Below are 18,035 nucleotides of genomic sequence, written 5' to 3'. Positions count from 1 at the left end.
CCGGGTGCGTTACCGTGCCCGGTGACTACGGTCATACGCGATACGAATGTCGTTAGCCAAGCTCATTAGCTAGGCTAAGAAACTGTGATGGAGCGGCCGGTGGCGGAGCGGGTAGGAGCCGAGCAACTGGCCGTTGCGCTGCGCGATGCGATCACCAGGCTGAACCGCCGGGTGCGCCAGGAACGCCCGGTCGGCGATCTCACGTTCAGCCAGCTGTCGGCCCTGACGAGCCTGCAGCTGGCCGGGGCGCTGACCCCGCGGGAGCTCGCCGACGTGGAGCGGGTCCAGCCGCCGACGATGACCAAGATCGTCGGCAAGCTGGAGGATCGCGGCCTGGTCGCGCGCACGCCCCATCCGACCGACCGCCGCCAGGTGATCCTGGCAGCGACCGAGCGGGGCCGGGCCGTGTTCGCGCAGTTCGAGAAGGCTCGCAACGAGTGGCTCGCCCGGCAACTGGACGAGCTGACTCCGGAGGACCGCGACACCCTCGAACGGGCGGCGCAGATCCTGCAGCAGGTCGCCCGGGCTTGACCGGCCCTCGCCTCCTCCGGTCGTTCCGTCACACGGCGATGACGCGTACGACCGACGAGGAGGCGCACCCGAGTGCGGGCAGTGCTGAACACGACTTTCCGGTCCCTGCAGGTCCGTAACTACCGACTGTTCGCCACCGGCCAGCTCGTGAAGCTGGTCGGCGTGTGGATGATGTTCACCGCGCAGGACTGGCTGGTGCTCGACCTCTCCGGCAACTCGCCGGGTGCCCTGGGTGTGGTCACCGCGCTGCAGTTCGTACCCGTGCTGTTGCTCACCCTGTGGGGCGGCAAGCTCGCCGACCGGTACGACAAGCGCAAGCTGCTCATCGTCGCGAACGCGGTCTTCGCCGTCACGGCGATCGTCTTCGCCCTCCTGGTCGCCTCCGGCGTCGTGGTGCTGTGGCACGTGTTCCTGTTCGCGCTGCTGCTCGGCATCGCCAACTCGATCGAGACGCCGGTGCGGCAGGCGTTCGTCTCCGAGCTGGTCGAGTTGCCGCTGCTGCCCAACGCGCTGGCGCTGTCCGCGGCGACGTTCAACACCGCCCGGATCGGCGGGCCGGCGCTGGCCGGCGTCGCCCTGGCGGTCTTCCAGACCGGTCCGGTGTTCCTCATCGCCACGGCCCTGTCGATCGCGCCGGTGTTCAGCTACTGGCGGATGAGCGCGAGCGACCTGTATCGCTCCGGCAAGCGCGCCGAGCCGGGCGACACCCGCATCGTGGACGGCCTGAAGTACGTGTGGAAGCGGCAGGACCTGCTGCTGCCGATCGGCCTGATGGCCGCGATCGGCATGATCGGCTTCAACTTCCCGGTCACGCTGGCGGCCCTCGCGAAGATCAACTTTCACGCCGGGCCGTCGTCCTTCGGCCTGCTCACCACGGCCCTGGCGGTGGGCGCGCTCGGCGGGGCGCTGGCCGGCAGCGGCCGCCGCAGCCGGCCCGGGGCGTATGTGGTGCTGGGCGCGGCGCTGGCCTTCGGGGTTTTCGAGATCGCCGTGGGCTTCGCGTCGAGCTTCATCGTCGCGATGCTCCTGCTCGTGCCGACCGGCTTCTTCTCGATCTACCTCGCGCAGGCCGCCAACCACCGCGTGCAGATGGGCGTGGACGCCCGCTACCGCGGCCGCGTGATGGCGCTCTACGTGCTCGTGTTCCTCGGCACCACGCCGATCGGCGCCTCTCTGGTCGGCTGGTGGGGCGAGCGCTTCGGGGTGCCGTCGAGCATCTGGGCGGCGGGGATGTTCTGCCTCGTCGCGGGGATCGTGGCGCTGACCTGGCAGCTCCGGACCAGCGGCGACCGGCTGCGGGTGCGGGTGGGACCGCGGCCGCGGCTCAGCCTGGTGCCCAGCGAGCCGCTCGACCGCGAACCGCCCGCCAAGATCGCTGCCTGATCACTCGCAGGTCGCCGTGTACGTGGCTGCCTCGGACGATGCGGCCTCGGCGTCGCCGGCGCGTACGGCCTCCAGCAGGCGGCTGTGGTCCATGTACTCCTCCGGGCGCAGCGAGGCGCCGAAGTGCCCGCGCAGCGACTCGCGGATGACCTGCCCCAGGTCGGCGTAGAGCTCGATCAGCACCTCGTTGTGCGAGGCCGCCACGACAGCCAGGTGGAACGCCGAGTCCGCGTCCACGAAAGCGTCGCGCTCGCCGCCCGACCACGCCTGTTCGCGCTGGTCGTACAGGGTCGAGAGGAGTTTGAGGTCCGCGTCGGTACGGCGGCGCGCCGCCATTCCGGCCGCGGCGGTCTCGAGCGTGCCGCGCAGCTCCCGGACGTGCGCCGGGTCGGCGGCCGCGAAGCGTCGCTGCATGACTCCGGCCAGCTCGCTGGTGGCGGCCACGTACGTCCCCGAGCCCTGGCGGATGTCGAGCAGCCCGTTGTGGGCGAGGGCCCGGACCGCCTCGCGGACCGTGTTGCGGGCCACGCCGAGCTGCGCGACCAGCTCCGGCTCGGTCGGGATGCGCGAGCCGACCGGCCATGCGCCCGAGGTGATCTGCTGCCGGAGCCGGGCGATGACCTGCCCGGACAAGGTCTCCCGCGGCACCGGGGTCAAATTCATCCCATGATTCTATGATGGGGTCATGGCGATGACCAGCACCGACCGCGCGGACACCCGGCGTCGTGCCACCCCTGTCCTGGCAGTGACCGCGCTCGTGCTGGCCGCGATCAACCTGCGACCGGCCGTGACCAGCCTCGGGCCGGTGCTCGAAGAGGTTCGGGCGAGCCTCGGGATGAGCGCCGCGGTGGCGGGGTTGCTGACGTCCGTACCGGCCGTGTGCTTCGCGTTGATCGGGTCGACCGCGCCGATGCTCGCCCGCCGATGGGGCACGGGCGGTGCCGTCGCGGTGGGTGCCGTGGCGCTCGTGCTCGGCCTCGCCGTACGCCCCTTCGCCGGCGGGACCGCGCTCTTCATCGCGCTGACCGCGCTCGCGCTGGCCGGCATCGCGCTCGCCAACGTGCTGCTGCCGGTGGTCGTCAAGCAGCGCTTCCCTTTGAAGGTGGGGGCCATGACCGGCCTCTACAGCGTGGCGCTCAACCTCGGGGCGTCGACCGCGGCGGCCGTCACCGTGCCCCTGACCGGCGTGCTCGGCGGCGACTGGCGGCTCGGCCTCGGCGTGTGGGCCCTCGTCGCGGCGGTGGCCGTACCGCCGTGGATCATGCTCGCGCGGGACCGCGTACGGGAAGATCCGCAGGCGGCCGCGGACGTCGCGCCGGACATGCGGCTGCGGCACCAGCCCGTCGCGTGGGCTCTCGCCGTCTACTTCGGGCTGCAGTCCACCGCGGCGTACGTGATCATGGGTTGGCTCCCGCAGGTCTTCCGCGACGCCGGCCTGTCCGCGAGCACCGCCGGTCTGCTCTTCGCCGTCACCTCCGTGCTCGGCGTGCCGCTGTCGTTCGCCCTCTCGGCCGTCGCCGGCCGCCTCCCCCGGCAGAGCGGCATCGCCGTCGGCACCGGACTCTTCGGCATAGCCGGGTACGCCGGACTCTGGGCCGCCCCCGCCGCGGCGCCCTGGGTGTGGGCCGTGCTCCTCGGCGTCTCCAACTGCGCGTTCCCGCTGGCCCTCACGATGATCGCCCTGCGCGGGCGGAACACGGCGGTGGTCGTACGGCTCTCCGCGTTCGCGCAGAGCACCGGCTACCTGCTGTCCATCCCGGGCCCGATCATCGTCGGGGCGCTCTACCAGCACAGCGGCAGCTGGAGGGTACCGCTGGTGCTGATGGCCGTACTGATGGTTCCGCAGATGATCGCCGGCTTCCTCGCCGGCCGCGACCGTCAGATCGGCTGACGCGCCCGCCCGGAGATCCCCTCGCCCGGGCGCGACCGGCGCTGCGTGGCGGTCCTTTTTGCCGGGTGCGACCGGCCCGGGTGGCGGTCATTTTTGCGGGATACGGAAACTGGCAGGCCGGGTCATCCGAACGGCTGTCTCGGTTTCCCGTCCCGACGGCTTAGCGTCATCCCGTGGCAATCACGCACGTCGTTGTGCTCGTCACGGTTCTGCTGTGCCTGCCCTGTGCCGTGGCGGTCGTCGTCTGCGCGGACACCCTGCCCCGGCGCCGGGTGTGGACCCGTGGCGGGCGGCGAGACATCCGGGCCTTGCGCTGCCTGGACCGCCGGCTGAGCGGTCCCGGCCCGGCCCTGCGCCCGAGCGGCGGTCCACCCTGCCTGGACGAAGTGGCCGCCGACCTGCGCCGACTGCGCCGGCAGCGGTGCGGGGGGCCGACGACCGGCTCGGCCGTGTGGCTGGCCGCTGTCGTGCGGGCGTACGACGACCGGCTGCTCATCGCGAGCGAGGCGTACGGTGTGCGCCACCACCTGACGGAGCTCGAGGGCATGGACCGTGAGCTGGAACGGATGCGGGTCGAGGAGCGGTTGCGGGCGGCCGGGCTTCAGCTGCGCTAAGGGTCGCGGCGGCCGGGCTTCAGCTTCGGTAGCGTCCCGCGGCCGGGCTTCGCCTTCGCTAGGGTCGCGGCGTGCGGCTATTTGTGGCGGTCTACCCGCCGGACGGCGTGCGCCGTGACCTGCGCCGGCGACTCGACGCCGCGGTGTCCGGCCGGAGGGTGCGGCTCACGAACATCGAGAAGTGGCACGTCACGCTCGCGTTCCTCGGCGAGGTGTCACCGGACCGCCTGCCCGCGGCCGAACGCGCCCTGGCGACCGTCCCGGTCCCGCGGGGCCGTGAGCTGCGCATCCGCGGCGGTGGTGGTTTCGGCCGGCGGGTGACGTGGGCCGGGGTGGACGGTGAGCTCGGCGATGTCGCGGCCGCGGTCCGCGCGGCATTGACCGAGGCCGGGCTGCCGTTCGACGACCGGCCCTTCACCCCGCACCTGACCGTGCTGTACGCCCATGACGACGCGGTCCGCGCGGCCCTGGACGACTACGAGGGACCGGCCTGGCAGCTGGACCGGATCGAACTGGTCCGCAGCGATCCGGGCGGCACCTACACCACCCTTTGGGCCGGTTAGGAGCTCTCGCGGGCCGCCGGGCCGCCGCCGAACAGCACGTCGTCCCAGCTGGGCAGGCGCTTGCGCGGCTTCGCCGCCTCATCGGGCTCGGCCTCGCCGGGCTGGGTGCCGACCGTGCGCCGCGGGCGGAGGACCGCCAGGCTGGGCACGGCCGGTACCTCCTTGGGCAGGTCGGCGTCGTCGTCGAAGGCCGATCCGGCGCCGCCGCCGAGCAGCGCCGCGGCGCCGCCCGCGACCGGGCGGCGGGTGTCCTGGGCGGCCGGTTCGAGGCCGCGGCCCGGGCGCTCGTTGCCGAGCGGACGGTCCAGCGAGGCGAGCAGGGCGTCGCGTCCGGCCCGGATCGGGTCGCGCGTGGGGCGGGGCTGCTCCGCCGCGGGCAGCCCGCGACCGCCGCGGCTCGGCTCGGCGACGCGGGACGGGCCGGGCAGGCCGTGGCCGCCGCGCTCGTGCGCGCCGCGCTCCGGGGCCGGCTCCTGGCCGAGGATCGGGGTGGGGCGTTCGGCGCACAGGTACTGCGCCATGTCGTCGTGCGGCGACACGACCTGGCGGCCCTTGTCCAGGTCCCAGACGGCCTGCGCGGTCGCCTTGCCGGACGGCCAGGTCGCCACGATGCGCCAGGTGCCGTCGTCGCGGCGGAACGCGTCCCAGGAGATCTTCTCGGTGTCGATGCCGTGCTGCGCGAGCCGGCTGTCGACCACCTCGGCCAGCGGGGCGCCCGAGTCGGACGTCTTCAGCCGGGTGCGTCGGGCGTGCTGGGCGAGCATGGCCCGCTCCTGCAGCACGGGCCCCGCATACCGCAGGACCCGGTCGACCGGCACGCCGGCGACGCGCGCCACGTCCTCGGCGGACTCGCCGGAGCGGATCCGCGCCTGGATGTCGCGCGGGGACAGCGATGCCATGGTGTCGGGGCCGGACACCGCGACCGCGGTGCCGGGCGAGCCCGATGCCGGGGAACCGCCCTCGTGATGCAGGACGCTGCTCACCCGATCGTCGATGGGGAGTGCCAGGAGCCGGCCGACCTCGTCGGCGAGCACCAGGGCCTGACCGTCCTCGGAGATGGCGACGAAGCGTACCGGCCGCATGCGTTGCCTCCGTCCCGTCGCTGGCCTTGATCCCGAGAGTCAGCCACCCGGGCGCGTTTCGACAACACGGTACGCGCCTCGGTCACCCAATGGTGGTAAGCCACGCCGTCGAACTCATTGACCAGGGGAGATGATCTTCAAAGACCGGTACTTCACACGTACGGCGCCAGGCGCTCGACACAAGCATCACCGTGCCGGCCCCGCACACGGCGATATCGCGTTGCACGCCCCACCACCCCCCTCTGGAAAGGCGGGATGAGCGTCGATCTGCGTCCGATCACCAGGGCCAACTTCCGGGACGTCATCAGGCTGGAGGTGCTCCCCGAACAGTCGACCTTCGTCGCGTCCAACGCGGTGAGCATCGCCGAGACGTACCTCCGGCCGGAGGCGGAGCCGCGCGCGGTCTACGCGGACGACGAGCTCGTCGGCTTCGTGCTGCTGGACCCCGGCGGCCGGCCCGGCGAGCCCGAGCTGGTCCGGCTGATGATCGACCACCGGTTCCAGGGCCGCGGGCTGGGCCGCCGGGCGCTGGAGGCCGCCGTCGACCACGCCGGGCGCGAATACGCCGCGCAGTCCGTACGCCTCACCTTCGTGCCGTCGAACGAGCGGGCCCGGGCGCTCTACCTCTCCGCGGGCTTCGAGGAGACCGGGGAGGTCGAGTACGGCGAGACCGTCATGGTCCGCAAGCTCCGGAGTTAGCTGTAGGGTCCAAGACCGTTGTTGACCCGGGTGATCGGTGGTTGGCCTCCGAGCGCGGTGTGGCCGCGGTGATGGTTGTAAGTGTGTAACCAGCCTGGGAGGGCCTGGGCGCGGTCTTGGCCGCTGGTGAACGGCCGGGAGTAGATCCATTCGTCGCACATGGTGCGGTTGAAGCGTTCTGCTTTGCCGTTGGTCTGGGGTCGGTAGCGGCGGGTGAAGCGGGCTTGTGCGCCGAGGTCGGCCAGGGCTTGGTGCCAGGCTCGGCCGCGTCGGTAGGCCAGGGCGTTGTCGGTCATCACCCGTTCGATCTGCGTTATCCCCAGCTGAGCGAAGTGTTGCGCGGCGCGGCGCAGGAAGCCGGCGCAGGTGTCGGTTTTCTCGTCGGGGTGGATTTCGGCGTAGGCCAGGCGGGTGTGGTCGTCGATCGCGGCGTGCACGTATTCGTAGCCGACCCGAGTGGCGTATCGGGTGCGGCGGCGTTCGAGGCTGTCGCGGCCGTGAACCCGCCAGCCACCGCCGTCGCGTAACCGGCCGATCTTTTTCACGTCGACGTGGATCAGTTCCCCGGGCCGGTCACGTTCGTAGCGACGGATCGGCTCGCCGGTGGGCCGATCCAGCCAGACCAGGCGGTGCAGGCCGTGGCGTACCAGCACGGCGTGGATCGTGGAAGCGGGCATGTTCAGCAGCGGCGCCAGCCGGCGGGGGCCACGCTTGAGCTGGGTGCGTAACGCACACACGCGCGCCTCGATCTCGGGCGTGGTCTTGCCGGGCAGCCGGTGCGCAGTGCTCGGCCTATCGTGCAAACCGGCGTCGCCTTCAGCGCGCCACCGGGCCAGCCATTTGTAACCGGTCGCGCGTGAGCAGCCCAGTTCCTTGACCACATGCGCGACCGGACGTCGATCGGTGACGACACGCTGGATGAGCAGGCGTCTGCCATGCACGGTCAGCCGGGCGTTACGGTGGGCCATACAGACCTCCGGTCGTGGTGAAAGCGTCGCAACTTCCACCTCGCCGGAGGTCTTCCTATTGATCAAGCCGCCACGCCGTCAACAACGGTCGTGATCACTACAGTTAGCCGTTGACGGCGCGGCGCGCGGCGTACTCGGTCGTGCGGTGCGACGGGTACGGGATGAGGTTGTCCGGTTCCTCGTCGAGCGCCGTGTTCCAGTTGCGGCGGGTGTCGAGCGGGTCCTCGTCGTACGCGGGCCGGACCCGGAACTGGCGGCCGTAGTCGAGCATCCCGTCGATCAGCCGGTCGACGTCCCGGGCCGGTCGCACCACGAGGCGCATGAACTGGCTGGTCATGCCCAGCTTGTTGCCGCACTCGCGGGTGTAGACGCCGTGGTTGGCGACCAGGTAGTCGCGCAGCGCCACACCGGACCACTCGGTGGGCAGTTTGACCAGGATGAAGTTGCCCTGCGACGGGAACACCGTGAGCCCGGGGATGCGGGCCAGTTCGCCGGCCATCGTGCGGCGGTCGCGGCTGAGCAGGCGCAGGCTGTCCTCGTACTCCTCCTCGTGGTCCTGGATCATGTAGACGACCTTCTCGGCGAGCGAGTTGAGGTTCCACTTGGGCAGCGCCTTGCCGACCCTCCCCGCGATGGCCGGGTTCGCCATCAGGTAGCCGAAGCGGATCCCGTGCAGGCCGAAGTTCTTGCCGAGGCTCTTGAGGACCACGGCGTTGGGGCGGATCACGGCGTCCGGACCGACCGACGGGTACTGCTCGGCGTCGGAGAAGTCGATGAAGGACTCGTCGACGACGACCAGGTCGAGGTCGCCGAGTGCGTCCATGAAGCGGATGACGTCGCGGCGCGCCAGGTAGCCGCCGTCCGGGTTGTTGACGTTGCAGACCACGGCGACGCGGGAGCCGCGGTCGCGGATGAAGCGTACGTATTCGTCCAGGTTGAGCCGGAAGCCGTCGCGTTCCTGCAGCGGGAACATGTCGACCCGCTTGCCGGTCTCCAGCGGCTGGTCGGTCCAGCGGCCGAAGGTGGGGATCGGGATCGCCACGCTCTGGCTGATCAGCAGGTGGTCGATCCAGGTGATCAGCTCGGTCGAGCCGTTCGCCATCGCCACCGTCTGCGGGTGCAGCCCGAGCACCGCCGCCAGCTTGTTGGTGATGCTGTTCGAGTCGCTCGGGTAGTACTTCAGGATGTTCTTCAGGTCGCGGGAGAGCTCGTCGAACATCTCCGGCGTCGGGAAGTACGGGTTGCACGGAATGCAGAAGTCGACGATCTCCGCACCCTCGCCCATGCTTCGGGAGAGATCGAAATAAGAGGCGCTGTGTGCCCCTTTGTGCAGGATCGAGGTGTCGATTCCGGTCCGCGCCATGACGACTCCCTCTCCCGCGGCGACATTGCCGCCCGTCAGTACGGGCGGCGCCGCTCAAGGGTTCAGAGTCGCTCGACGACGTAGTCGATGCAGCGGGTCAGCGCTTCCACGTCGGCCGGGTCGACCGTGGGGTAGAGCGCCACCCGGAGCTGGTTGCGCCCGAGCTTGCGGTACGGCTCCGTGTCCACGACGCCGTTCGCGCGCAGCACCTTGGCGATCGCGGCCGCGTCCACGCCGTCGGCGAAGTCGATCGTGGCGACGGCGTTCGAGCGCAGCGCCGGGTCGGTGACGAACGGCGTGGCGACCGCCGAGCGGTCCGCCCAGCCGTAGATCGCCGCCGCGCTCTCCGCGCTGCGCTTGGCGGCCCAGCCGAGCCCGCCCTGCGCGTTCATCCAGTCCACCTGCTCGGCGGCGAGGAACACGGTGGCCAGCGCCGGGGTGTTGTACGTCTGCTCGAGCCGCGACTGCTCGACGGCGGTGACCAGGTCGAGGAACTGCGGGATGTAGCGGCCCGACGCCTTGATCTCGTGTGCGCGCGCGATCGCGGCCGGGGACATCAGCGCGATCCACAGGCCACCGTCCGAGCCGAACGCCTTCTGCGGCGCCAGGTAGTACACGTCGGTCTCGGTGAGGTCGACCTCCAGGCTGCCGCCGCCCGACGTGGCGTCGGTGAGCAGCAACGCGCCCGGGTCGGCGCCCGCGACCCGCTTGACCGGCACCGCCACGCCGGTCGACGTCTCGTTGTGCACGCTCGCGTACGCGTCCACGCCCGCCTCGGCGGTCAGGTACGCCGCGGCGCCGCCCGGCGCCTTGTGCACGGTGGGCTCGGCGAGGAACGGCGCGTCCCTGACCGCCTTGGCGAACTTCGCGCCGAACTCGCCGAACTCGGCGAACTGGGCCTTGTCACGGATCAGCCCGAACGCGGCGGTCTCCCAGAATGCGCTGGTGCCGCCGTTGCTGATGATCACCTCGTAGCCGTCCGGGATCGAGAAGAACTCCCCGATGCCGCGGCGCAGGCGGGCCACCTGCTCCTTGACCGTCTTCTGCCGGTGCGACGTACCCATGAAGGTCTTCGCGACCCGGGACAGCGCCTCGACGCCCTCCGGGCGGACCTTGCTCGGACCGGAACCGAACCGGCCGTCGACGGGCTTGAGGTCGTCCGGGATGCGGATCTGGTCGGTCACGGGGGGTCCTTCCAGGCGGGAGCCGTTCTCCGGCGGGGCCGGGGGCGACTACAGATTATGCGGGACCGCGTCCCAGCCCTCGACGTCCTGCGGCTTGCGGGCGGCGGGGCCGACGTAGAGGGCGCTGGGGCGCACGATGCGGCCGAGCTTCTTCTGCTCCAGGATGTGCGCGCTCCAGCCGGCCACCCGGGCGCAGGTGAACATCGAGGTGAACATGTGCGCCGGCACCTCGGCGAAGTCCAGTACGACCGCGGACCAGAACTCCACGTTGGTCGCCAGCACCCGGTCGGGCTTGCGGGCCTGAAGCTCGGCGAGCGCCGCCCGCTCGAGCGCCTCGGCCACCTCGAAGCGGGGCGCGCCCAGCTCCTTGGCGGTGCGGCGCAGGACGCGGGCACGCGGGTCCTCGGCACGGTAGACGCGGTGCCCGAAGCCCATCAGCCGCTCGCCGCGGTCGAGCACGCCCTTCACGTAGCCCTCCGCGTCGCCGCTGCGCTCGACGGCCTCGATCATGTGCAGCACCCGCGAGGGCGCGCCGCCGTGCAGCGGCCCGGAGAGCGCGCCGATGCCGGAGGAGATGCAGGCCGCGGCGTCGGCGCCGGTGGAGGCGACGATCCGGGTCGTGAAGGTGGAGGCGTTGAGGCCGTGCTCGGCGGCGGAGATGAAATACGCGTCGACCGCCTTGACGTGCCGCGGGTCGGGCTCGCCGCGCCAGCGCTTCATGAACCGCTCGACGATGGTCTGTGCCTTGTCGATGTCCTTCTGCGGCACGGCGGGCAGGCCGAGGCCCCGGGCCGCCTGCGCCACGAACGACAGCGCGGTCACCGAGACCCGGGCCAGATCCGTGCGGACTTGTTCGTCACTGATGTCCAACAGCTGGGACAGACCCCAGTACGGCGCGAGCATGGCGACCGCGGACTGCACGTCGACCCGGATGTCGCCGGAGTGCACGGGCACGGGGAACGGCTCGGCCGGCGGCAGCCCGGGGCCGAACCGGCCGTCCACCAGCAGCGCCCAGACGTTGCCGAAGGAGACGTGACCGATGAGGTCCTCGATGTCGACGCCCCGGTACCGCAGGGCGCCACCGGCCTTGTCGGGCTCGGCGATCTCGGTCTCGAAGGCGATGACGCCCTCCAGGCCCGGCTTGAAATCCGACACGACGCCTCCTGGGGATCCCGGCTGGACGAAAGCCGTGGGTGTCTCATCTTGCCGTCCGGTGACCGGCAGGTCGACCCACGCCGAATGTGCTGTCTGTGACACCTATCCTCGCCGAGCGGACGCACCGGCGTGGGCGACTTAGGTTCGTTGGGTGATCCCCGACCGACCGTCGCCGGCTGAGATGCGCCGCGACTACACCGAACGCGGTGCGCTGCTCGAGTCCGACGTCGCCCCCGCCTGGCCCGGCCAGTTCGCCCGCTGGTTCGCCGACGCCCTCGAGTTCGCGCTCCCCGAGCCCAACGCCATGATCGTCGCGACCGCGGACGGCGCCGGCCGGCCCAGCGCCCGTACGGTGCTGCTCAAGGGGTACGACGAGCGTGGCTTCGTGTTCTTCACCAACTACACCTCGCGCAAGGGCTCGGAGGTCTCGGTGAACCCGTACGCGAGCCTGGTCTTCCCGTGGTTCCCCATGCAGCGGCAGGTGATCGTCTGCGGCGCCGTCGAGAAGGTGGACCGCGCCGAGACGGAGGAGTACTTCGCCACCCGGCCGCGCGGGTCGCAGCTGGGCGCGTGGGCGAGCCCGCAGAGCCAGGTCCTGCCCGGCCGGGAGGCGGTCGAGGCGGGGCTGGCGGCGGCGGTCGAGCGGTTCGGTGCCGACGGTGAGGTTCCCGCGCCGCCGCACTGGGGCGGGCTGCGCGTCCTGCCGGAGACCGTGGAGTTCTGGCAGGGCCGCAGCAACCGCCTGCACGACCGGCTCCGGTACCGCTCGGCGGACGGCGGCTGGGTCGTCGAGCGGCTGGCCCCGTGAGCCAGGAGCCGGTCGAGGCCGCGGAGCGGGTCACCGAGGAGACCGTCGGGAAGGAGCGCAAGAGCTGGGTCATCGACGTGCGGCCGCTGCGCGGGGTCGCGTACCGGCGGATGTGGGTCGGCAACGGTGTCTCGTACTTCGGGTTCCAGTTCACCGCGGTCGCCGTACCGGTCGAGATGTTCTCGATCACGCACTCGTCGGCGTGGGTGGGGCTGCTGGGCATCGCCGGCCTCGTACCCCTGATGGTCTTCGGGTTGTGGGGCGGCGCCGCGGCCGACGTGGTGGACCGCCGCAAGCTGCTGCTCGCCAGCTCCACGCTGGCGTGGCTCTCCACGGTCGGCCTGCTGGTGCAGGCCCTGCTCGGAGTGCGCAGCGGTGTGTTGCTGCTCGCGCTGACCGCGGTGCAGTCGGCCGGGTTCGCGGTCAGCTCACCGACCCGGCAGGCGATCATTCCCCGGATCGTCCCGGCGCAGCTCGTCCCGGCGGCCAACACGCTCTCCTACACGACGACGACCGCGGGCGGCGTGCTCGGCCCGCTCGCCGCGGGCCTCATCTTCGGCGGCTGGTCGACCGGTGCCGGCATCACGATCGCGTACGCGGTGGACGCCGTACTGTTCACCATCTCGTTCTGGGCGACCTACCGGTTGCCGCCCATCCCGCCGGTGCACGACGACGGCGACGGCGAGCGGCCGACCGCGGGCGTTCGCGGCATCATCGACGGCCTGCGCTTCCTCACCACCCAGCCGGTGCTGCTGCTCTCGTTCGGGGTCGACATCATCGCGATGGTGCTGGCGATGCCGCGGGCGCTGTTCCCGGAGATCGCCGAGGACCGCTTCGGCGGCGGGTGGGCGGTCGGCTGGCTGTTCGCCGCGATCGCGCTCGGCTCGGTGGTCGGCGGCCTGACCTCCGGCTGGATCGGCCGGGTACGCAGGCAGGGCGTCGCGCTGGTCGCGGCCGTGGCGGGCTGGGGCCTGGCCATCGGCTTCGCCGGCTTCGCCACCTCGCTGTGGCTGATGGTGCTGCTGCTCGCGGTGGGCGGCGCGGCCGACCTGGTGAGCGCGGTCTACCGGCAGTCGATCCTCCAGGTGTACGCGCCGGACCGGCTGCGCGGGCGGCTGCAGGGCGTGTTCACGGTCGTGGTGGCCGGCGGCCCGCGCCTGGGCGATCTGCGTGCCGGGGCCACCGCCGGCGTCACCGGCGCGACCGCGTCCTGGGCGGGCGGCGGATTCGCGGCCGCGGGCCTGGCGGTCGTTCTGGCCCTGGCTTTCCCGGCCCTCGTTCGGTACCGCCCTCCCTCGGACGCGGAGAGCAACCACTAATGTTCTGCGCATGACGGAGCGCAGCGACGGCATCAGTAAGCACAGTCGGCTCGTGCCTCGCGGCGCCGGGGAGCGAAGCGAGGCGGGGTCGTGAGAAGCGTCGTTGCGGCGAAATCTGGGACCCAGTGGACCATCGAGGCGGAGGGTCACCGGGCCACGGTCGTGGAGGTCGGCGGTGTGCTGCGCGGCTACTCCGTGGGCGACCGTGAGGTGGTGGACGGCTTCGGGCCGGACGAGATCTCGCCCGCCTCGGCCGGCCAGATCCTCGCGCCGTGGCCCAACCGCATCCGCGACGGGCACTACACGTTCGAGGGAACGGCGTATCAGCTGCCGCTCACCGAGCCCGACAAGCACAACGCGATCCACGGGCTGACCAACTGGTCGCGCTGGCGGCTCGCCGAGCAGGCGCCGGACTCGGTCACCCTCGAGTTCGACCTGCCGCCCCAGATCGGCTACCCCTGGGCGCTGACGCTGCGGACCCGCTGGACGGTCTCCGCCGACGGCCTGCGCTGCGATCAGGAGGTCACCAACACCGGAGACGCTAACGCGCCGTGGGGCTTCTCGGTCCACCCGTACGTGCAGCTGCCGGGCGTGGCGGTCGACGACACCCTGCTGCGGGTGCCGGGGCGCAGCAAGATCCTCGCCGACCAGCGGCTGCTGCCGATCGGCGCGGTACGCGTCTCCGGGACGGAGTTCGACTACACCGAGCCGCGCCGGGTCGCGGGCGCGGTGCTGGACACCACCTGGGGTGACCTCATCCGCGACGCGGACGGCGGCTCGTCGGTCACCATCGCGGCGCCGGACGGCAGCCGGGCCGTGACGGTCTGGGGCGACGAGAACTTCCACTGGTGGCAGGTCTTCAGCGGGGACACCCTGACCGGGGAGCGGTTCCGGCGGTCGTTCGCCATCGAGCCGATGACCTGCCCGCCGGACGCCTTCCGCAGCGGGCGCGACCTGATCGTGCTGGAGCCGGGAGCCACCTGGCGCGCGTCCTGGGGCATCCGGCCCTCGGCGGCCTGAGCCGTGGAGTTCGACGAGGTCGTCCGCCGGCGCAAGATGGTCCGCACGTACGACCCCGAGCGGCCGGTGCCGCCGGAGATCGTCGACAAGCTGGTCCGGCACGCGCTCCGGGCGCCGTCGGCGGGTTTCTCCCAGGGCTGGGGCTTCCTCGTGCTCCAGGAGCCGGAGGACCGCGAGCGCTACTGGACGGCCACGTCGCCGGGCGGCCCGGACGACTCGTGGCTGCAGCGCATGCCTAGCGCGCCGCTGATCATCGTCGCGCTCTCCAACAAGTCGGTGTACCTCGAGCGGTACGCGCAGGCGGACAAGGGCTGGACGGATCGCGACGAGCGCCGGTGGCCGGTGCCGTACTGGGACGTCGACACCGGGTTCGCCGCGCTGCTCATGCACCTGACGGCCGTGAACGAGGGGCTGGGGTCGCTGTTCTTCGGCGTACCCGCGGACAAGGTCGGCGCATTCCGGGCGGCTTTCGGCGTACCGGACGAATTCACCCCGGTCGGCGCGCTCACGGTGGGATATCCGGCACCCGACAAGAGGTCACCGTCACTACGCCGGGGGCATCGCCCGGTGGACGAGGTGGTGCATCATGGCCGATGGACCGCCACCGGCACGGCGTCCGTGGGTGCCGGCTGACAGCGGGCACCGTCCGGCGCGGGATGACGGCACGAGCCGCCGCCCACGCCGCGCGGGCGGCCACCGGGCGCTGTGGTCCATCGCCGGCCCGGCGGCTCGCTAGGCTGGCAGGCGTATCCGCCCGTCCGCCGGGTAAGGCCAGAAGCGAGGGACCGGAGGGGAGCGTGCCGTCGTGATCTTCAAAGCGGTACGGGACGGAGCGCCGTACCCCGACCATCACACGACGCTGAAGAAGTGGGCCGAGATCCCGCCCCGCCCGATCCGCCTGGCCGATCTCATCACGACCAAGCGTGAGCTGGCGCTCGACAAGCTGCTCGCCGAGGACTCCACGTTCTACGGCGATCTGTTCCCGCACGTCGTGGAGTGGAACGGCGGCCTGTACCTGGAGGACGGCCTGCACCGGGCGCTGCGGGCGGCCCTGCAGCAGCGCAACCAGATCCACGCGCGGGTGCTCGTCATCGAGGACTAACACTGTTAGTTTAATTCCATGGCCGTGTCACCCCTGGATCTGCTGGATCTCGACGAGCTGCTCAGCGACGAGGAGCGCGACGTACGGTCGCTGGTGCGCCGCGTCGTGGACGACCGCGTGCGCCCGCACATCGCCGACTGGTACGAGCGCGGCGAGGTCCCCGTCCGCGAGCTGTCGCTGGAGTTCGGCAAGCTCGGCCTGCTGGGCATGCACCTCGAGGGGTACGGCTGCGCCGGCGCCTCCGCGGTCCAGTACGGCCTGGCGTGCATGGAGCTCGAAGCGGCCGACTCCGGGGTCCGTTCGCTCGTCTCCGTCCAGGGCTCGCTCGCCATGTACGCCATCCACCGCTACGGCAGCGAGGAGCAGAAGCAGCAGTGGCTGCCGGGCATGGCCGCCGGCGAGCTCATCGGCTGCTTCGGGCTGACCGAGCCCGACCACGGCTCCGACCCCGGCAACATGTCCACCCGCGCGCGCCGCGACGGCGACGGCTGGGTGCTGCACGGCGGCAAGATGTGGATCACGAACGCCCCGGTCGCCGACGTGGCGGTCGTCTGGGCGCGCGCCGAGGAGGGCGTGATCGGCTTCGCCGTACCGACGAACACCCCGGGCTTCTCGGTGCGCGAGGTGAAGATGAAGCTCTCGCTGCGGGCCTCGGCCACCGGCGAGATCACCCTGGACGAGGTGCGGCTGCCCGAGTCGGCCCGGCTCCCGCTGGCCAAGGGCCTCAAGGCGCCGCTGTCCTGCCTGACCGAGGCCCGGTTCGGCATCATCTGGGGCTCGCTGGGCGCGGCGCGTGACTGCCTGGAGACCGCCATCGCGTACGCAACCTCCCGCGAGCAGTTCGGCCGCCCGGTCGCCGGCTTCCAGCTCACCCAGGCCAAGCTCGCCGACATGGCCCTCGAGCTGCAGAAGGGCTACCTGCTGGCGCTGCACCTCGGCCGCCGCAGCGACGCCGCCGGGCTGCGTCCGGAGCAGGTCAGCGTCGGCAAGCTCAACAACGTGCGCGAGGCCATCCGGATCGCCCGCGAATGCCGCACGATCCTCGGTGCCAACGGCATCAGCGGCGAGTACCCGGTGCTCCGGCACGCCAACAACCTCGAGAGCGTGCTCACCTACGAGGGAACCTCGGAGATCCACCAGCTGGTCATCGGCCAGAAATTGACGGGTCTGAACGCCTTCGGCGGCTGAGCGGCTGCGGGTGTCGTACCCCTTCCGTACCGTGGGTACCAGAAGCGCCTCCCGCGGGGCGCGGACCGAGGAAGGGGTGGTCGACGATGGCCCAGTCGCCCGGTGTCGATGAGCCGACGAAGGAATATCCGGCAGTCGACGAGTCCGCGCCGCCCGCCGCGGCCCCACCCGCCGACTCGACGCCGCCCGTCGACGCACAGCCACCTGCCGACGCGCCGCGGGGCATGGGCGCGTTCGCCCGTGTCCTGATCTTCACCGGCGTGGTGTTCGCCCTGATCGTCGCCATGTGCCTGGGGTTGCGCGCGATCAACGTGCTGCCCGGCTTCGACAACCCGTTCTCCGGCAAGACGACCGACCGCAGCCAGCCGGTCCTGCTGCAGTCGATGCGCGACCTGAGCCGCTACGTCGCCGCCGACGGCAACTTCCAGGTGATCGTCGACCTGCAGGAGGACAAGGAGAACGTCCCCGACTTCCTCCTCAACAAGCGCACCCTGTTCGTCGGCGCGGGCACGGTCGAGGCGTACGTCGACTTCGGCCAGCTCTCCACCAGCGCCCTGTCCCTCGACGAAGCGAACAAGACGGCCACGATCAAGCTGCCCCCGCCGCAACTCGGCCAGGCGGCGCTCGACATGCAGCGCAGTTACGTGGTGGCGGAGGAACGCGGGCTGCTCAACCGCATCGGCGACGCCTTCAGCAACAACCCCAATCAGCAGCAGCGGGTCTACCAGTCGGCCCAGCAGCGGATCACCGAGGCGGCGCGCAGCAGCGGGCTGGAGCAGCGGGCCCAGGAGAACACGGAGAAGATGCTGCAGAGCCTGTTCGGGCGGCTCGGGTACACGACCGTGACGGTGGAGTTCGCCAGCCCGTGACCTGACGCCTGGCGGGGTTGTTCCCCGAGGCGACGTCGGGCCGGGCCGGGTCGCCGGGGTGCGGGCGGGTGCCGGCGGTGGGCCGGGTCGCCGGCTTGTCCGACAGTGGTGACATCGGGCTGCGCACGACGGCGGCCGGGTCGCCGCGCCGGGGCCGCGCCGGCGCCGGCGGTTCGCATCGGGTCCGCGGCTCGGACGGTTGCGCTGAATCCGTGCCTGGACGGTTGTGCCGGGCCGGCGCCCGGGTGGTTGCGCTGGGATCCGTGCCTGGACCGTTGTGCCGCGGACCGCACCCG

19 protein-coding genes are annotated in these 18,035 nt (G+C 71.6%); 13 read left to right on the top strand and 6 right to left on the bottom strand.

The window, feature by feature from the left end; genetic code table 11:
• Positions 1-87: 87 nt before the first annotated feature.
• Entirely contained in the window at positions 88-531 is a 444-nt protein-coding gene (locus COUCH_RS37435) for a MarR family winged helix-turn-helix transcriptional regulator (protein ID WP_249613933.1), read from the top strand.
• A 72-nt stretch (positions 532-603) separates the two neighbouring features.
• A complete protein-coding gene (locus COUCH_RS37430) occupies positions 604-1,914 on the top strand; it encodes an MFS transporter (RefSeq protein ID WP_249609854.1) in 1,311 nt (436 codons plus the stop codon).
• On the opposite strand, the gene COUCH_RS37425 is transcribed toward COUCH_RS37430, so the two are convergent.
• On the bottom strand, positions 1,915-2,577 hold the full coding sequence (locus tag COUCH_RS37425; RefSeq protein ID WP_249609853.1) for a FadR/GntR family transcriptional regulator: 663 nt from the start codon (positions 2,575-2,577) through the stop codon (positions 1,915-1,917). It abuts the gene before it with no gap.
• 22 nt (positions 2,578-2,599) lie between these two features.
• On the opposite strand from COUCH_RS37425, the gene COUCH_RS37420 reads away from it, so the two are divergent.
• From COUCH_RS37420 to thpR, 3 genes are all read left to right on the top strand, one after another.
• Complete coding sequence (locus COUCH_RS37420; protein WP_249609852.1) at positions 2,600-3,805, top strand: MFS transporter; 1,206 nt, start codon at positions 2,600-2,602, stop codon at positions 3,803-3,805.
• 173 nt (positions 3,806-3,978) lie between these two features.
• Positions 3,979-4,419: a hypothetical protein gene (locus COUCH_RS37415; protein WP_249609851.1), complete on the top strand. Its 441-nt coding sequence runs from the start codon at positions 3,979-3,981 to the stop codon at positions 4,417-4,419.
• 71 nt (positions 4,420-4,490) lie between these two features.
• On the top strand, positions 4,491-4,982 hold the full coding sequence (gene thpR, locus COUCH_RS37410; protein ID WP_249609850.1) for an RNA 2',3'-cyclic phosphodiesterase: 492 nt from the start codon (positions 4,491-4,493) through the stop codon (positions 4,980-4,982).
• Here the strand turns inward: thpR and sepH are convergent.
• Positions 4,979-6,064: a septation protein SepH gene (gene sepH / locus COUCH_RS37405; RefSeq protein ID WP_249609849.1), complete on the bottom strand. Its 1,086-nt coding sequence runs from the start codon at positions 6,062-6,064 to the stop codon at positions 4,979-4,981. The two genes, thpR and sepH, sit on opposite strands and share 4 nt — an antisense overlap.
• Before the next feature lie 255 nt (positions 6,065-6,319).
• On the opposite strand from sepH, the gene COUCH_RS37400 reads away from it, so the two are divergent.
• Positions 6,320-6,763, top strand: coding sequence for a GNAT family N-acetyltransferase (locus COUCH_RS37400; RefSeq protein WP_249609848.1), 444 nt, complete (start codon positions 6,320-6,322; stop codon positions 6,761-6,763).
• Here COUCH_RS37400 and COUCH_RS37395 read toward each other — a convergent pair.
• From COUCH_RS37395 to COUCH_RS37380, 4 genes are all read right to left on the bottom strand, one after another.
• On the bottom strand, positions 6,760-7,731 hold the full coding sequence (locus tag COUCH_RS37395; protein WP_249609847.1) for an IS481 family transposase: 972 nt from the start codon (positions 7,729-7,731) through the stop codon (positions 6,760-6,762). The two genes, COUCH_RS37400 and COUCH_RS37395, sit on opposite strands and share 4 nt — an antisense overlap.
• Before the next feature lie 103 nt (positions 7,732-7,834).
• Positions 7,835-9,094: a pyridoxal phosphate-dependent aminotransferase gene (locus COUCH_RS37390; protein ID WP_249609846.1), complete on the bottom strand. Its 1,260-nt coding sequence runs from the start codon at positions 9,092-9,094 to the stop codon at positions 7,835-7,837.
• A 62-nt stretch (positions 9,095-9,156) separates the two neighbouring features.
• Positions 9,157-10,278: a phosphoserine transaminase gene (serC, locus tag COUCH_RS37385; protein ID WP_249609845.1), complete on the bottom strand. Its 1,122-nt coding sequence runs from the start codon at positions 10,276-10,278 to the stop codon at positions 9,157-9,159.
• Between the two features lie 48 nt (positions 10,279-10,326).
• Entirely contained in the window at positions 10,327-11,433 is a 1,107-nt protein-coding gene (locus tag COUCH_RS37380) for a citrate synthase 2 (protein WP_249609844.1), read from the bottom strand.
• A gap of 181 nt (positions 11,434-11,614) precedes the next feature.
• Here COUCH_RS37380 and pdxH point away from each other — a divergent pair, with 181 nt between their 5' ends.
• From pdxH to COUCH_RS37345, 7 genes are all read left to right on the top strand, one after another.
• Positions 11,615-12,241, top strand: coding sequence for a pyridoxamine 5'-phosphate oxidase (gene pdxH, locus COUCH_RS37375; protein ID WP_249613932.1), 627 nt, complete (start codon positions 11,615-11,617; stop codon positions 12,239-12,241).
• Between the two features lie 71 nt (positions 12,242-12,312).
• Complete coding sequence (locus COUCH_RS37370) at positions 12,313-13,560, top strand: MFS transporter (RefSeq protein WP_430641023.1); 1,248 nt, start codon at positions 12,313-12,315, stop codon at positions 13,558-13,560.
• A gap of 90 nt (positions 13,561-13,650) precedes the next feature.
• A complete protein-coding gene (locus COUCH_RS37365; protein WP_249609842.1) occupies positions 13,651-14,580 on the top strand; it encodes an aldose 1-epimerase family protein in 930 nt (309 codons plus the stop codon).
• Positions 14,581-14,583: 3 nt separating this feature from the next.
• On the top strand, positions 14,584-15,213 hold the full coding sequence (locus COUCH_RS37360) for a nitroreductase family protein (RefSeq protein ID WP_249609841.1): 630 nt from the start codon (positions 14,584-14,586) through the stop codon (positions 15,211-15,213).
• Positions 15,214-15,385: 172 nt separating this feature from the next.
• Complete coding sequence (locus COUCH_RS37355) at positions 15,386-15,682, top strand: type II toxin-antitoxin system VapB family antitoxin (protein WP_249609840.1); 297 nt, start codon at positions 15,386-15,388, stop codon at positions 15,680-15,682.
• A 24-nt stretch (positions 15,683-15,706) separates the two neighbouring features.
• Positions 15,707-16,870 carry an acyl-CoA dehydrogenase family protein gene (locus COUCH_RS37350; RefSeq protein WP_249613931.1) on the top strand — a complete coding sequence of 388 codons (1,164 nt, stop codon included), beginning with the start codon at positions 15,707-15,709 and terminating at the stop codon, positions 16,868-16,870.
• An 86-nt stretch (positions 16,871-16,956) separates the two neighbouring features.
• Complete coding sequence (locus COUCH_RS37345; RefSeq protein ID WP_249609839.1) at positions 16,957-17,739, top strand: DUF4230 domain-containing protein; 783 nt, start codon at positions 16,957-16,959, stop codon at positions 17,737-17,739.
• Positions 17,740-18,035: the final 296 nt, after the last annotated feature.

It is taken from the genome of Couchioplanes caeruleus, from assembly GCF_023499255.1.
GTDB classification, from domain to species: domain Bacteria; phylum Actinomycetota; class Actinomycetes; order Mycobacteriales; family Micromonosporaceae; genus Actinoplanes; species Actinoplanes caeruleus_A.
Note: the sequence above shows the minus strand (reverse complement) of the source record. Positions and strands in the feature narration are given on the sequence as shown.

Excerpts from the sequence above, each read along its gene's own strand:
- COUCH_RS37435 (WP_249613933.1), top strand. The coding sequence starts at position 88 with ATGGAGCGGCCGGTGGCGGAGCGGGTAGGAGCCGAGCAACTGGCCGTT.
- COUCH_RS37425 (WP_249609853.1), bottom strand. The coding sequence starts at position 2,577 with ATGAATTTGACCCCGGTGCCGCGGGAGACCTTGTCCGGGCAGGTCATC.
- COUCH_RS37420 (WP_249609852.1), top strand. The coding sequence starts at position 2,600 with ATGGCGATGACCAGCACCGACCGCGCGGACACCCGGCGTCGTGCCACC.
- sepH (WP_249609849.1), bottom strand. The coding sequence starts at position 6,064 with ATGCGGCCGGTACGCTTCGTCGCCATCTCCGAGGACGGTCAGGCCCTG.
- COUCH_RS37400 (WP_249609848.1), top strand. The coding sequence starts at position 6,320 with ATGAGCGTCGATCTGCGTCCGATCACCAGGGCCAACTTCCGGGACGTC.
- COUCH_RS37395 (WP_249609847.1), bottom strand. The coding sequence starts at position 7,731 with ATGGCCCACCGTAACGCCCGGCTGACCGTGCATGGCAGACGCCTGCTC.
- COUCH_RS37390 (WP_249609846.1), bottom strand. The coding sequence starts at position 9,094 with ATGGCGCGGACCGGAATCGACACCTCGATCCTGCACAAAGGGGCACAC.
- pdxH (WP_249613932.1), top strand. The coding sequence starts at position 11,615 with ATGCGCCGCGACTACACCGAACGCGGTGCGCTGCTCGAGTCCGACGTC.
- COUCH_RS37345 (WP_249609839.1), top strand. The coding sequence starts at position 16,957 with ATGGCCCAGTCGCCCGGTGTCGATGAGCCGACGAAGGAATATCCGGCA.